Annotated in this window: 11 protein-coding genes; 6 read left to right on the forward strand and 5 right to left on the reverse strand. The window is 66.5% G+C overall.

Going from position 1 to position 15,030, the window contains the following annotated elements; all coding sequences use genetic code 11:
- Positions 1 to 7: 7 nt before the first annotated feature.
- The 3 genes from U1701_RS17340 to U1701_RS17350 all read right to left on the reverse strand — a co-directional run bounded on the left by U1701_RS17340 (position 8) and on the right by U1701_RS17350 (position 4,512).
- Positions 8 to 2,425: an ABC transporter permease gene (locus U1701_RS17340; RefSeq protein WP_332783836.1), complete on the reverse strand. Its 2,418-nt coding sequence runs from the start codon at positions 2,423 to 2,425 to the stop codon at positions 8 to 10.
- A 114-nt stretch (positions 2,426 to 2,539) separates the two neighbouring features.
- Entirely contained in the window at positions 2,540 to 3,220 is a 681-nt protein-coding gene (locus tag U1701_RS17345; RefSeq protein WP_332783837.1) for an ABC transporter ATP-binding protein, read from the reverse strand.
- 8 nt (positions 3,221 to 3,228) lie between these two features.
- Positions 3,229 to 4,512 (reverse strand): efflux RND transporter periplasmic adaptor subunit, encoded by a 1,284-nt coding sequence (locus U1701_RS17350; protein WP_332783838.1) that lies wholly within the window; start codon positions 4,510 to 4,512, stop codon positions 3,229 to 3,231.
- Positions 4,513 to 4,638: 126 nt separating this feature from the next.
- Here U1701_RS17350 and U1701_RS17355 point away from each other — a divergent pair, with 126 nt between their 5' ends.
- Positions 4,639 to 5,853 carry a sigma-54-dependent transcriptional regulator gene (locus U1701_RS17355; RefSeq protein ID WP_332783839.1) on the forward strand — a complete coding sequence of 405 codons (1,215 nt, stop codon included), beginning with the start codon at positions 4,639 to 4,641 and terminating at the stop codon, positions 5,851 to 5,853.
- On the forward strand, positions 5,843 to 7,039 hold the full coding sequence (locus tag U1701_RS17360) for a sensor histidine kinase (RefSeq protein ID WP_332783840.1): 1,197 nt from the start codon (positions 5,843 to 5,845) through the stop codon (positions 7,037 to 7,039). The genes U1701_RS17355 and U1701_RS17360 overlap by 11 nt, the downstream gene beginning before the upstream one ends.
- A 128-nt stretch (positions 7,040 to 7,167) precedes the next feature.
- Here the strand turns inward: U1701_RS17360 and U1701_RS17365 are convergent, their stop codons facing one another.
- Positions 7,168 to 7,527: a VOC family protein gene (locus U1701_RS17365; protein WP_332783841.1), complete on the reverse strand. Its 360-nt coding sequence runs from the start codon at positions 7,525 to 7,527 to the stop codon at positions 7,168 to 7,170.
- Between the two features lie 112 nt (positions 7,528 to 7,639).
- On the opposite strand from U1701_RS17365, the gene U1701_RS17370 reads away from it, so the two are divergent.
- Positions 7,640 to 7,903 (forward strand): helix-turn-helix domain-containing protein, encoded by a 264-nt coding sequence (locus tag U1701_RS17370; RefSeq protein ID WP_332783842.1) that lies wholly within the window; start codon positions 7,640 to 7,642, stop codon positions 7,901 to 7,903.
- 6 nt (positions 7,904 to 7,909) lie between these two features.
- Here U1701_RS17370 and U1701_RS17375 read toward each other — a convergent pair whose 3' ends face one another.
- On the reverse strand, positions 7,910 to 8,356 hold the full coding sequence (locus tag U1701_RS17375; RefSeq protein WP_332783843.1) for a VOC family protein: 447 nt from the start codon (positions 8,354 to 8,356) through the stop codon (positions 7,910 to 7,912).
- 795 nt (positions 8,357 to 9,151) lie between these two features.
- Here U1701_RS17375 and U1701_RS17380 point away from each other — a divergent pair.
- From U1701_RS17380 to U1701_RS17390, 3 genes are read left to right on the forward strand one after another with little or no spacing between them, the layout of a single operon-like run.
- On the forward strand, positions 9,152 to 9,949 hold the full coding sequence (locus U1701_RS17380; protein ID WP_332783844.1) for a gasdermin: 798 nt from the start codon (positions 9,152 to 9,154) through the stop codon (positions 9,947 to 9,949).
- A 22-nt stretch (positions 9,950 to 9,971) separates the two neighbouring features.
- Positions 9,972 to 11,522: a S8 family peptidase gene (locus U1701_RS17385; RefSeq protein ID WP_332783845.1), complete on the forward strand. Its 1,551-nt coding sequence runs from the start codon at positions 9,972 to 9,974 to the stop codon at positions 11,520 to 11,522.
- A 19-nt stretch (positions 11,523 to 11,541) separates the two neighbouring features.
- Complete coding sequence (locus tag U1701_RS17390; protein WP_332783846.1) at positions 11,542 to 14,994, forward strand: DUF7379 domain-containing protein; 3,453 nt, start codon at positions 11,542 to 11,544, stop codon at positions 14,992 to 14,994.
- The last annotated feature ends 36 nt before the right edge of the window (positions 14,995 to 15,030 follow it).

The raw sequence follows: 15,030 nt of genomic DNA on the forward strand, positions 1-15,030 counted from the left end.
TCGGTCCCTATTCGTGGCGCAGCGCGCGCGCGGGTTCGGCACGGGCGACGCGCCACGCCTGCCCGAAGACCGTGCCGCTCGCGATCAGCACCGCGGCGAGCGAGGCGCCGACGAAGAACAGCGGCGACAGCGCGATCCGGTCGTCGAACCCGCCAAGCCAGCGCTGCATCGCGACATAGGCAAGCGGCCACGCGACGAGGTTGGCTAGGATCACGGGGCGCAGGAATTGCCCAATCAATAGCCGCAGCACCTCGGCGGTCGACGCGCCGAGCGTCTTGCGGATACCGATCTCCTTCACACGCCGTGCGGTGTCGAACGCCGCCAGGCCATAGAGCCCGATGCAACCGATCAGGACCGCGAGCACCGCGCCGATCGTGAACAGCCGCGAGCGTTGCGCGTCGGCCTTGTAATAGCGCTGGTACAAATTGTCCTCGACCGAGCGCGCCTCGAACGGAACGCCGGGAACGACGCGCTTCCATGCCGCCTCAAGCCCCGCCGTCATCGTCTTCGCATCGGCGCCGGCATAACGGACCGCCGCGAACGGCGAGAGGATATCGACAGTGTTGTAGGTATAGGCGACCGGCGTGACGGCATCGCGCGGGCTCCTGAAGCGCAGGTCGTCGACCACGCCGATGATCGTCGAGTCCCGTTCGCCGTCGTTGATCGCCTGCCCCAGCGCCGCGGTCGGTGACGCAAAGCCCAGCGCGGTCACCGCCGTCCGGTTGATCACAACGTTGGGCCCTGCCCGCTTGCGTTCGGCCATCGTCAACAGGCCGCGGTCGTCGGCATGCGCGGCGTCGAACAGGCGCCCCGCGACGAGGCGCGCGCCGTACACGCGAAAATAGTCGCGACCCGTGCCGACATCCATCAACGATATCTTGGCGCCGGACACCCCAGCCCGGCTGTATCCCGAGAAATTGGTCGTGCTCTGGTCGCCCGGGGCATTGTTGGCGACAGTGACGCCGACGACGCCGGGGGCCGCCGCGAGGCTGCGCAGGATCGCCGCGCGCTGCGGGGAGTCGATCCCGCCGGTCATCAGCGAGCGGACGATCATCAAGCCGTCACGGCGAAAACCGAGATCGGCGTCACGGATATGCTCGGTCTGTTTGAGCATGACTCCGGTGGCGATGGCGAATGCGATCGCGATCGCAAACTGCACGACCACCAGCGCACTCCGCAGCCTCGTGCCGCTACGCCCACCGCCAGGCGCGCGCGTCGAGGCGAGCACCGCCGCCGGGCGAAACCCCGACAGTACGAACGCGGGATACAGCCCCGCGACCAGTGCTATGCCCAGGACCAGCAGGACTAGCGGCAGGACGACGCCGTTCCAACCGACATAGCGGATCGCCAGCGACGTTCCGCCAAGCGCATTGACGAACGGCAGCGCGATCTCGGCGAGCGCGAGCCCGATCAACGCCGCCACCGCGACGGTCGCCAGCGCCTCGCCCAGGAATTGCCGGATGAGCGACCGCCGCGTGCCGCCCAGCACCTTGCGCATCGCCACTTCGCGCGCGCGCAGCCCGGCACGGGCGGTGGCCAGATTGACGTAGTTCACGATCGCGATCAGCAGCGTCAGCAGCCCGACCGCGCCCAAGGTCGTGACGATCGCGCGATCGCCCGGACTATACAGATGCATCGCAGTCAGCGGCCGCAGCGACTGGAAATACTCGCCTTTCTTGAGGCTGCCACCCGCATAAGCGTGGCGATCGAGAAACGCGGGCAATTGCGCCTCGAACGCGCGCGCGGCGGCATCGCTGGGGAAACGCAGGAACGTGGTCAGCGACGCGCTGCCCCAGTGCTCCCACCATTCGTTGCCGAAGCGCGTGCGCGACAGTTGCGCGAACATCTCGCTCTTGAAGGTGACGTCGTCGGGCATGTCGCGCAGCACCGCCCCGACCTTGTAGGGATAGGTCGTCCCGTCGATCGACAGTTGCAGCGTCCGGCCGATCGCCGACTGGCTCCCGAAATATTTCCGCGCGGTCTTCTGCGTGACCACCAGGCCGTTCGGATCGGCAAGCGTTGCTGTCGGATCGCCCTCGACCGCGGGAAAGCGCATGAGATCGAAGAAGTTAGCGTCGACTGTGCCCAGGTCCTCGGCGGTCGCCTGTCCGCCCTCCTGCACGGTCGCGGCCATGTTCATGTAGCGCGTACCGACCAGCTGCGGGTAATCCGCCTGCAGGATCTTGAGCTCGCTGCCCATCGTGTTCGGATTGGTGTCTGCCGGATAGCCCGGCATCACATAGCGCTCCTCCATCACCCACAACCGGTCTTGTTGCGGCAATACGCGGTCGTACCCGGTCTCGAACCGTACGAAGAGGAACAGGACGAGGAACGTCGCGATCCCGAGCGCGAGACCGCCGATGTTGAGCAGCGCGAACAACCGGTGATGCGCGAGCGAGCGATAGAGACTGGTGAGCGCGGACATGGCGGTTCCTTCAGGCGTCGCTGACTGGCGTGGGGCCGGGCTTGGTCGCGGCAAGATGGCGGACGAGGACCACCACGAGCAGCAGCAACACGATCATCTGGAGCGAGCGGCGCATCAGGCGGCGTGCCGCGCCGAGGAGAGGATACGCCCGTCGAGCATGTGCACCGTCCGCTTGGCGATATCGGCGTGCGACGGGCTGTGTGTGACCATCACGATCGTCGCGCCCTCCGCATTGAGCTGGCTGAGGATGTCCATCACCTGCGCGCCGTTCTCGGTATCCAGGTTGCCGGTCGGCTCGTCCGCGAGGATCAGCCGCGGTTCGCCGACGATGGCGCGGGCGATCGCCGCGCGCTGTTGCTGGCCGCCCGATAATTGGTGCGGGTGATGACGCTGGCGGTGGGCGATGCCGACACGGTCCATCGCCGCCGCCACGCGCTCCTTCCTCTCGCGCGCGGGCATCGTCCGATAGGCCAGCCCCAGCGCGACGTTCTCGGCGATCGTCAGCTCGTCGATCAGGTTGAAGCTCTGGAACACGAAGCCCAGCCGGTCGCGGCGCAGCTTGGCGAGCTCGGCTTCGGGCGCATGCGCGATGTCGGCGCCCTCGAACAGGTACCGCCCGTCGGTCGGCCGGTCGATCGTGCCGATGATGTTGAGCAAGGTCGATTTGCCGCACCCCGACGGCCCCATGATCGCGACGAATTCCCCCGCCTCGACCGCGAGGTCGATGCCGCCGAGCGCGGTCGTCTCGATCTCGTCCGAGGCATAGGTGCGGCTGAGGTCCTGCAGGTGGATCATATCGAATCCTATCGGATGAGAAGGGTCTGGAAGGGGGTGTAGGTGCCGAGCGCGGTGGTCACGATCCGCTCGCCGGGTGCCAAACCGGAGACGATTTCGACCTGGTCGGGATTGCGCCGGCCGGCGACGATCGCCCGCCGGACGGCCTTCTTGTCGCCGTCGAGCACGAACGCGGTGGTGCCGCCCGCATCGAGCCAGCCGCCCGAGGGCGCGACCACCGCAGGCCGGTCCGCGCCGAGCACGAGCCGTACGTCGACCGTCTGGCCGCGGTTCAGTCCCGTGGGTACGGGACCGCGAAAACCGAGTTCGACGCGAAACCGACCTTCGGTCACCTGCGGCAGGATCTTGATGACCGACATCGGATAGCTGCGTCCGTCGATATCAGCGGTCGCCGCCAGCCCGGCCCGGACGCGCCCGAGGTAGAATTGGTCGACATCTGCGGTCAGCTTCCACTGGCCCTCGGAGTCGATCTGCCCGACCGGGTCGCCGGCCTTGAGTGTCTGGCCGGGCTGCAGCGTGAAGGCGGTGAGCCGTCCCGCGACCGGCGCACGCAGCACCAGTGCGGACAGGCTCGCGCGGACCAACGCCAGGCTCTCGCGCAACTGCCGCGCGGTGGCGGCGATCCCCGAGGACTGATCCGCCAGCGTCGCGCCCGCCTCCGCGGTCCCGCGATCGAGCGCCGAAACACGCGCCTGCTGATAGCCGACATCCTCGCGCACCGGATCGATCGCGGCGCGCGTGATGATCCCCTTGTCGTACAACACCTGCTTCTGCGCGAGCAACGTGCGCGCCTTGGACAGCGCGTTGCGTGCCTCGGCGAGATCGCGTGCGCCATCCTGCCGGGTGTTCTGGACCGACAACCGCTGGCCGCTGATCGCGCTCAATTGCCCGACGATCTCGGCCGAGCGGCTGGCGACGTCCAGTTCGAGCGATGGATTGGACAGGCGCGCGAGCGGAGTACCTGCCGCGACCATGGCGCCGTCGCTCGCGGCGAGTTCGGCGACCTGTCCGCCCGAGATCGCGGTGACGAACACGGTGCGCAAGGGTGCGACCTCGGCACGTAGCGGCACGAAATCGCGGAACGGCGCGCGCACGACGTCACCGGTCCTGATCGCGGCGGCGTCGACGGTCAGCGCATTGGCGCCTGGCATCAATAACCACAGCAGCACCGCCGCGGCCACTACTGCGAGTACAAGCGCACCGCGTACGATCCGCTTGCGCCGCCGGGCGTGCGGACGCTCGATACGCCGGTCCATCGCAGCGCCAGTTCCAGGCAGGGTCGTCTCCGTCATGCGGACAGTGTACGGGATCGAACGAAGCAAACCTAAGTCACTGTTATTACGCTTCTTTCTTGAGGAAAGCACCGGAGTAGTCTTTGCTACTGTACCAACTGTCCGTTTCCGGACACTATGCCGGCCATGTCAACCGAATCGCATATCCTCGTGATCGACGACGATCCCGACATCGCCAAGGCGGCACGGTTGTTGCTCGAGCGGCACGGGATGCGCGTGTCGACCGCGGCGAACCCGGAGGCGGCCTGGGTCTTGCTCGCGGGCGAAGCGATCGACGTCATCCTGCTCGATCTGAATTTCGCGCGCGGACGGACCACCGGCGAAGAGGGCTTCACGATGCTCGACCGGCTGATCGCGGCGGACGCGCGCGCCGTCGTGATCGTCGTCACCGGGCATAGCGGGATCGCGGTGGCAGTGCGGGCGATGCGCAGCGGCGCGACCGACTTCGTGATCAAGCCCTGGAACAACGAACGCCTGCTGACCACGGTCGAACGCGGTCTGGCGCTGCGCCGCGCGAGGCTGGAGACCGCCGCGACACCGCCTGTCCATGACGGCATCCTGCTCGGCGAAAGCGCCGGGATCGCCCGCGCCCGCGACCTGATCGCCCGCGTCGCGCCGACCACCGCGCCGATCCTCGTCCACGGTGCTGCGGGCACCGGCAAGACGCTGATCGCCCGGCTGATCCATCAGGCCTCGCCGCATGCCCATATGCAGCTCGTCACGCTGGATGCCGAGGCGGCGGACGCCGCAGCTATCGCCGAGCGCACTGCGGCCGCAGCTGGCGGGATGCTGGTGATCGACCATATCGACCGATTGCCTCGCGCGCTCAACGGCGTTCTGCTGGCTGCGTTAGATGGCATTCGCGTCATAGCGACCTCGCGGCTGGATCGCATCGGGATCCGGGGGGCGATCGGCGAAGACGTGCTCGACCGGGTCGCCACGATCGAAATCCCGTTGCCTCCGCTCGTCGATCGCGTCGGCGACGCGGTAGTGCTCGCCCGCCATTTCCTCGCGCTGTTCGCGTACCGCCATGGCAGGCCGAGCATTGCGCTCGACGAAGATGCCGCGCGCGCGATCGCCGCGGATCGCTGGCCCGACAACGTCCGCGGTCTGCGCCAGACGATCGAACGCGCGGTACTGCTCGGCAATAGCGACCTCATGCTGTCACCCGCTACCGCCGAGCCCGCGGCGTTAGCGCCCGACCTGTCGCTGGCCCGCAACGAAGAGTCCCTGATCACCGCAGCGCTCGAACGCCATGCCTTCAACGTCAGCCGCGCCGCCGCCCAGCTCGGGCTGACCCGCGCGGCGCTGTATCGACGGATGGCGCGCTATGGCCTCTGACCAAGTGCGCGCGATGCTGCGCGCATTGGTGATCGCCGCGGCCGGCGCTGGCGGGGCGGTTGCCGCCATGCGCGGCCTGTACGCGACCGCATTGCTTGCCGCGCTGATCACGGTCTGGATCGCCGCGCTCGACCTGGTCGATCGCGGTCCTCGACGGCCGCCGGCACCTCCGCCCCCCGCGCCTGTTTTCCCCGGAGAAGAGGAACGGCGCCGCTTGAACGCCTATCTCGATCTGTCGCCCGCACCGCTGGTCGCGCTCGACGACGGTCGCCTGCGCGTCGTCAACCGCGCCGCGCGGCGCTTGCTCGGCGCCAGCGATCTGGTCGCCGATCCACCCGAGGGGCTCGTCGCAGCGCTCTCGGAGACCCGCCCAGGCCGGACCGCCACGATCGACATCGGCCACGACGCCGACGTCCGCAGCTTCGCGCTTGCCACCGGCGATCTCGCGCTGACCGGCCGGCTGACGCGGATCGGCGCGCTGATCGACATCGACGCCGAACTGAAGGCCGCCGAGGCCGCGGCGTTGCGCGAGCTCGTCCAGGTCCTGAGCCATGAGATCGTCAACGCCCTCACCCCGATCGCCTCGCTCGCCGAGACCGCGGTGGCGATGCTTAACGATCCCGACCCGATGCTGCCCAAGGTACGCGACGCGGTCGAGACGGTCGCGCGCCGCGCCGCCAGCCTACACCGTTTCGGCGAAAGCTACCGTGCGTTGGCGCGGCTGCCGGCCCCCTCGGAGGAACGGATCCCTCTCGCTGGGTTCGTCGGCGATTTGGCAGCATTGTTTGCCACGAGATGGCCGACGATTGCCTTCACGACCGACCTCCTTGAGGCACCCGCCAATATACTGGCTGACCCCGATCAGTTGACTGCCGCGCTCTGGGCCGTCTTGCAGAACGCAGCCGAGGTATTGCACGATTCGCCCGATGCACGCGTCACGCTCACCATCACGGCCTTAGTCGGCCAAACGCAGTTCACGATGACGGACACCGGCCCGGGGATTCCAGCCGCGAACCAAAGCGACATCTTCCGCCCCTTCTTCACCACCAAGACCGAGGGCACGGGCGTGGGTCTGGCCCTCGCCCGGCAGATCTTCCGTGGCCATAACGGCGATCTCAGCCTCGCACATTCTCTACCCGGTAAAACGCGGTTCGACGGCACAGTGCCTTCCGGTCCGACCAGCTAAACAGGCATCAGCGAATACTAATGTATTGAACACATCAATTAAAACGGAAGACCCACATGCGGTCATTCGACCTAGCATTTCCACTCACCAGCTTTAGACATTGGTTCACACTCGATCGCCGGGATTAATCAGCGGCTCGACAGGAAGAACGTATTGCCGTCTGGGTCCCTGAAGTAGACGTGCGGGAACGGCTTCGTCTCGGGAGTGCCGGTGAACTCGACCCCTCGCGCGCGCAGTTTCTCGTACGCGTATTCCACGTCGTCGCAGCCGAACGATCCGTTGAAGAAGGTCCCGATCCTGTCCTCCTGTCCTTCCGGTGTCAGCAGCAGCAACCCCGTTTGTGCACCTGGGATGGCGAGTTCGATCCAGCGCTTGTCGCCGACGAGCCGGTCCGTCGTGACGATGCAGCCCATCGTCTCCGTCCAGAAGATCAGCGCCCGCTCCTGATCGCTGGTCGGGATGCCGACATAGTTGATCCTTCGCAGCACGTGACCTCCCGCGTTACCACCGACCACCCTTGCGGGACGACGGCCGATGACTAGTGCTATAGCAACGAGCAACAAGCGGTCTACGGTCGATGCGTAGGTCGTGGACGCTCTGATGAGAGACCTTGTTGGCCATGACCACCGCGCATCGGCGTTCCTGGTCTACCTCGTCCTGACCGCGGCGGCTGAGGAAGGTGCGGTGCGCGTCAGCCACGCCCAGCTTGCGGAACGGACCGGCCTCTCGAAGCGCGGCGTGCAGGAAGCTGTGCTTCACCTGGCGGACCGCAAGCTGCTGCGCGTGACGAGGCGAGGCGCAACAGATGTGCCCAGTTACGAGCCGCTGACGCCCTGGCGCCGTCGCGATCCCGCCGCAGCGTAGCTCTCTCTAGCTCTGCTTTGGCTGCCAGAGTTCGATCTTGGTGCCGTCGGGATCCTGGATCCAGGCAAAGCGGCCGAACGGATCACTGTCGTCGCGCTTGAGGATCGGCACGCCGTGCGACGCCAAGCGCGCGACCATCGCGTCCATGTCGTCCACCGCAAAGTTGATCATGAACTCGCGCGTCGAAGGGCTCATGTAGTCACCGGTTTCGGGAAAGGCCGTCCATGATACTTTCGGTGGGTGACCAGGCGCATCGAACGGCACTGCCGCGCCGCCCCACGGCTTCACGTCAAGGCCGAGCACATCCCTGTACCACTGCGCGAGCGCCTTCGGGTCCTTGCTTTTGACAAAGACGCCACCCATCCCGGTGACGTGACCTGGTTGTTCAGCCATGGCGACTCCCTGCATGGTGAGCGCGGCGGCGGCCGATAAGGTGAAGAGCTTGAGCAACATTCATCATCCCGTTCCGCTGCGGCTTTGGTGTTTGGCTCCGATGCTGTGTCCAGGATGCTAGTTGCGTTGGCGTGACACCGCCAAGACCCGCATCCATTGCTATAGCATCTATTGCAACAACGCGCTTTGATCGCTGGACTGCTTGACCCACAAACCGCCACTCGAGGCGGTTTATAGCCTTCCCGAATTCTGCCGTTCGTTCATCGGTTAAGATCACCATGAAGGCCTACTGGAAAGGCGAATATTGGAACAAACCCGTCGTTCCCATGGCGAAGGTTGAACGTCAGATCTTGTCAAAAGCTGACGTTCAGCGTTTGCCCGACCTGCGTCGCGTTACGACAGAAGCTGGGCCGGCAGCAGACTGGAAACTTCCGGACCTAATAATGCTGAAGCAGACCGGAGCTACGCCGCTTTGGTTTTAAATCAGCAGCGGAGATCATAACGCCTCGCCTAAACCGTGGGTTTCGACTGAGCCGACTTACGCGCACTGCGGATTGACGTATCGAGCACTTCTAGCTTGGGGCCGGCCGCTTCGATCTTTCGCGAAATCATCTTGATGCCGAATTGAGGCCACGGCTCCGATACGGCGAGTGGATACGCAATCGCGCTACCGCCTAGGTCCTGCGTCAATTGCTCGAGCAGCTGCCAACGCGCTCAGCGGATGCCGAACGTCATGATCGGTAAGATTGGCATCGTACGTGAATGCGCTGAACTTATGGTAATTGTAGTTGCGTCCTGAACTTGATAAAGTAGAGTTGTAGAACTGATCTTCGATATGGTAGGGGGAGACGTGGCATGGCCGTTTGTTCGGATCCATCTCTTAAGTTTCTGAAGAATTTGGGCTATAACGTGATTCGACTTCCGCGCGAAGGAGTCGAGCCACTCTCGGTGATCGGCTGGCGAAGCGATTCCGCACAGCTACTGGGTACCCTGTCGGATCTCATCACCGGCCAGCCGGGGGATCTTCCGCAATCGCGCAGCGGCGTTGCAACCGATATCGAGGGGCAAAGTTCGGCATCGCTGAAGATTGGCGTGGGGCTCAATATCCTCAACGGGATGATCTCGGCGTTAGGCGGCGGCACGCTGGGCGCCAGCGTCGACTACACGAACGCGCGCAAGATCAAGTTCCACTACGAGAACGTGACCGCTGCTACGGTGGATGCCATTCCGGTCGGCCGCTATTTGCGCGACGGCGATGTCGACCAGACCAACCCAGTCTCGCTGCCCTATCTCACCGGATCGGGCAAGTTGCTCGTTCTGGTCGACGTGCTCAAGTCCAACAAGATCAAGGTCGAGTTCGAAGCCTCAAGCGGTTCCGCCGCTTCGCTCGACGTGCCGGTCATCGCCAATGCCGTGGGCGGCAAAGTGTCGGTCGACGCTCAGCACGCGCAATCTGGCTTCCTGACCTTCGAGGGCACTGCGATGCTCAGCTTCGGCTTCAAGTGCTTCCAGGTCGTGATCGATGACGGCGACCTGAAGATGGCCTCGGTCAAAGCTGGCGGCGTTTTCCTCGCCAGCGAACAGGAAGAGAGCGAGCCGGTGATTCTGATCGGCGACGGTACGCCGCTCAGCGGTCTGGTCGAGTTCGGCTGAGCGCACGGACGAGTGAGCGATAATGGCTCGCTTCATCTTGCTGCCGCCGAAAGGCGTGCGCGCCCGGTCGCAGGACAGCGCCACGTTCCTGGCCGCCGTGGTTCAGAGCAACGTCAGCACCCGGTCTCCGCTGCGCCGCAGTTTCGGGGAGGTGCTCGCCGCATCGGCGCCGGCCGGGTTCGATCCCTTCGAGCGCGGTGACGCCTCCGACGACGGCCGCCGCGCGTTTGACGCACGTGACCTGCACCTGATCGACGCGTTGCACGAGGACGGCGCCAAGCTCGTCGACCTGAACCCCGAAGATGCCGCACTTCTGGCGCGAACGGCGACGCTCGCGCGGGTGGTTGCGGACGTCGAGTACAGCTACAATCCCGCGCCTCGCATCAAGCCGCGCTCCGCTCCGGCGAACACCCCGCCCGGCGACCTGGTGCTATGCGTGCGGTGCGCGCAGACCGGCGCGCCGTTGGCGGGGCTGACCGTCACGCTCCTGACCGACCGCGCCGCCTGCGTAGGTGCGGCGGGCGCGACCGGCGTGCAAGGGGAGGTGCGGCTCCCACTCGGGAGCGAACCCGTGCAAGCGCAGTTGCTGCACATCGCGGCTCCCGGCGCCGCGCACTGGGGCCTGTGCGAGCAGGACCGCATGGTCAGTTCGGGCGAAACCCTGGCGCTCATGCCTTTCGACCCCGCGCTCGACGTCATCGCGCCGCTGCGTGCCCCGGTGCAGGACGATACGCCAGGCACCGGCGTCCGAATCGCCGTGATCGATTCCGGGCTCGGGCCACACCCCGACCTGATGCCCTTCGCCCTGATCAACGTCGTGCCCGGTCAGCCGGCGAGCGAGGGCGCCGACAACGGCATCGGTCACGGCACGCACGTCGCCGGAACAATCGCGGGACGCGGCACAGGATTCCGGGGCATCGCGCCCGGCGCGCAAGTGTTCGGATATCGCGTCGGCGGCTCGCCGGAGGATCCGCCTACAAGCTATGCCGTGATGAAGGCGCTGGACCGCGCTGCCGATGCGGGCTGCATCATCATCAACCTGAGCCTCTCGACGGTGACGGATGACATCGCCGTGCGCGAGGCCATCCGCGATGTTAATCTACGCGGCTGCGTCGTCATCGCTGCCGCCGGGAACGGCTGGCGCGAGCCGATCGCAGAGCCAGCCCGGTTCGACGAGGTCATCGCCGTCTCGGCCTATGGCGACACCGCCTCCATGCCGCCCGGCTCGGACGGAGCCTTCTTCGTGGATGGCCCGACCGCGCGCGAGCGGCCGTCCGAGTTCGTGGCTGGATTCGCCAACGTCGCAACCGCGGGCGGAGCCGGGATCGGCCTGATCGCGCCTGGGGTCGGCATCATCTCGTTCGCACTCGGCGGCGGCCGCCGGGTGCTGCACGGCACCTCAATGGCAACCGCAATCGTCTCTGGTCAGCTGGCGCGGCTCCTGAGCGAAAGCCCCGAGATACTGGCAATGCCGCCGGACCACGCGCGGTCGTTGGCCATTCGCAATCTCGCTTCTAGCCATGCCAGACGGCGTGGCTTCGGTATCCGCTTTGAGGGGTTCGGGGCGCTCTGAGCGCAATAGGGACGGGGACATGACTATGGCAGATGGGCAAGGCGCACCGATCAGCATCGTCGCGACGGGCTTTAGGGTCACGCCAATGGGAGCACCGGGCGACCAGCGGCGGGGCAACGATGCAGCGCCGGCGGCGGCCATCTCCGAAGATGAGGCGATCGCCGCCGCGCTTGCGGCAGCCGAGTTCCAGGTCGTCGCAACCCTGGCGGTGGACGTCGACCAAGGAGCGTTGCGCCGCGGCGAGGAGTCCGAGCTTCGGATCGACGTGCCGGTCTCGCCCGGCGAGGCCGCGGTGTTGCTCGTCGAGGATGCGAGCGGGCTGCTGCGGTGGGAGCTGCCGCCGGGCGTCGGGTCAAACGTGTCGCGCCGATCCTGGGGCGACGAGCCGGCGGTGCAGAGCTTCGTCATTGTCGGCGCCGGCTCTGATGCGGACAGCGGCCGGCGCGGCTTCGTCGGTGACTGGATCCTGGACAAGGTCACGGAGCCGGTCCGCGTGCACGTGCTGCGCTTCCTGGCGCGACGGTCCATCGATGCCGTCACCAACCACATCGAGGGCGCCATGCCGATCGGACCAGTGCTGGTGGACGGCGCCGATCCACTCACATGGACGATCGGTGATCTTGCCGGAGCGCGGCAGCGTCTCAAGGCCGGCGAGCCGGCGCGTGTCCTGCTGCTCGTCCACGGCACGTTCTCCAACACGGCAACGAGCTTTTCGGGCCTCGTGGGCCACGCACTGCTGCAAGGCTACGATCTGGTCCTCGGCTATGACCACCGCACGCTGGCGGAGGAGCCGACCGCGAATGCCGAGGCGATCCTGGCAATGCTTCATGCGCTCGCGCTTCCCGAAGGCAGTAGTATCGACGCGATCGCCTTCAGCCGCGGCGGGCTGGTTCTGCGGACGCTGATCGAGCAACTGCTGCCGCGCACGCCACTGAGCGCCGCGATCGACAAGGCGGTGTTCGTAGGCTGTACGAACGCCGGCACGCTGCTTGCCGAGCCCGATAACTGGCGCGCGCTGCTCGACATCTACACCAACATCTTGGTCGCCGCCGCGCATATCGGGGCCGCAGTGACCGGGACAGTCGCTGCTCAGCCTTTCATCAGTGGCGGCATCCGGCTGATGGGCGGCTTCGCGCAGATGCTCTCGCAAGTGGCGATCAGCGAACGCTATCTGCCCGGTCTTGCAGCGATGGAGCCCGACGGCGCTCTGGTGGGCGCGCTAAACACCGCCGCCGCTTCGGGCGGGGCGTGCCGGTACTTCGTGGTGTCGAACGAGTTCGAGCCCTCGGGCAGTCGTGGCGGGCTGGCCTGGGCGGCGCTCGACCGGCTGGCGGACCGGCTCTACGGCGGCAACGCCAACGACCTTGTCGTGCATACCGCCTCGATGGGGCAGTTCGGCAGCGCGGCCAAGCCGGTGGGCGAGCATCAGGTCGCGGCAGCGGGCATCTACCACACGATCTACTTCTCGCAGAGCGAAGTGCGCGATCAGATCGCGGCCTGGCTGGATCCGAAATGGCAGGGGTCACCGGTTGGCGCGGCGCCGGAGCCCGAGCCCGAGCCCGAGCCCGACCCCGAGCCAGACCCCGAGCCCGTGCCCGAACCGCAGCGCCCGCCCGAGCCTCGATATGACGCCGCCGTCGACTATGGCGGTGGCGGTGGTGGCGGTTTCGGTGGCGACAAAGCTGCTTGGGCGGCCGACAACTTTTGGGAAGCCGACCGCGTTTCGGATGACGCGCGCCGAGGCGAGGACGATGGAGCCTGGGAGCGACGATACGATCGACACGACGAGCCGGTCCGGCGCGGCCCGGCCTCGATCGACTGGGACGCCATCCGGCCGCCCAGCCCCGCGGCCGAGCCGCCCACGCCCGCAGCCCCGCCGGTCGCTGCCGAGCGACCAACCGCCGTCGCAGCATCTGCCGCGGCGCCCGCTGACGCCGCGGCTCCAGCGACCACCGAGCGCTACGTCGCCGCCGAGATGACGCCGGTGCCCACGCTCGACAAGCCCGCGAGCGTCTATGTCACCATCTCGCCAGATGCGATCGTCGTGGCCGATCACGCTGCCGCAGCCGCGCTCGTCAACCCGGTGAGGCTGGACGCGGTCAAGCCGCTCGAGGTCGAGGTAATCGCGCTGGCCAATTGCGAAGTGCTCGATCCGCACGTCCAGCAGGTCGACCCAAGCGACCCCGACGAAGTCGTCCGCAAGTTCAAGGTGAAGGGCCTGACGCCGGGCGAGGCCGAGCTGCGGATCGAGGCGCGGCAGCACAATCAGACGGTCGCGGCCTTCAGCCTAAAGCCGATCTTCGTCGATGTCCGACCCAGGACGCTGCGCGGGCAGGCCGAGGCGGCCACGCCGATCAAAGTGGCCTCGAAAGGACGCGTGGTCCTGCGCATCTACGAGTTTAAGACCGGCAACGACAACTTGCGCCTGCAGTTCAACCTCACCAGCGACGATCCCGAATTAGCCGACCTGCAGCTGCTGGCGATCGATGGCGCTATCTCGCTCGACAAGTACACGAGCGGCTTGCTCCAACGAGTGGAGCGGGCGTGGAAACTGCGTCAGGGCGGGGACAAGCAGGCGCTCTACAATAGCTTCCTGCTGCAACTCACGGCCGCGGCCAAGGAGTGGACCAACGGCCTAATGCCCGAGCCGATCCGGCGGACCCTGTGGAAGTTCCGCAAGGACATCACCGCGATCCAGATCATCTCGAGCGAGCCCTACATTCCGTGGGAGTTGGCCTACCTCAGCGATCCCGATGGACAGGAGAAGTCGGGTCAGGGCTTCCTCGCCGAATGGGGCCTGACGCGTTGGCTCCACGATGCTCCGGCCAACCGGCGGCGACGCGCGTTTGACGAGGGCACGTGCAGCTATGTGATCCCCGACTACGCCGACGCGCGGACCAAGCTCGCCGGCGCGGTGGCTGAGCGCGACTCGCTGATCGAGCGGTTCGGTGCGGCGATCACCGAGATCCCGGCGACCAGCCAGGCGGTCGCCGACTTCCTCGAGACCGGCGCCACAAATTGCGCGTTGCTGCACTTCGCGTGCCATGGCCGGGTGAAGCAGGACGAGGTGATCGGGTCCGAACTGCTGCTCCTCAGTCAGCAAAACGAGCGGGGCGAGGCCGTACCCGATACGCTCACTTGGGAGATCGTCAGCGACAAGGCGGACTTCGGCACCGACGGCGGGCCGCTGGTGTTCATCAATGCCTGCCAGACCGGGCAGCAAGGGGCCGGGATCGTCGGCCCAGCCGGCTTCGCGCGCGCCTTCCTGCGGCCAAGCAGCCGGCGGGGTGCGGCGGCCTTCATCGGCGCGCTATGGTCGGTCGACGACAAGCTCGCCAATGCTTTCGCCAAGTCGGTCTACGCCGGACTGGAGAATGGCTGCACGCTCGGCGAGGCGGTCAAGGCCGCGCGCGAGGCTTGCAAGACGCAGAACGACTTCACCTGGCTGGCCTACACCGTGTTCGGCAACTAGGCGAACGCGCGACCGGGATGCGGGGTTAGCGGCGCG

This window comes from Sphingomonas rhamnosi (genome assembly GCF_036663615.1).
GTDB lineage: Bacteria > Pseudomonadota > Alphaproteobacteria > Sphingomonadales > Sphingomonadaceae > Sphingomonas.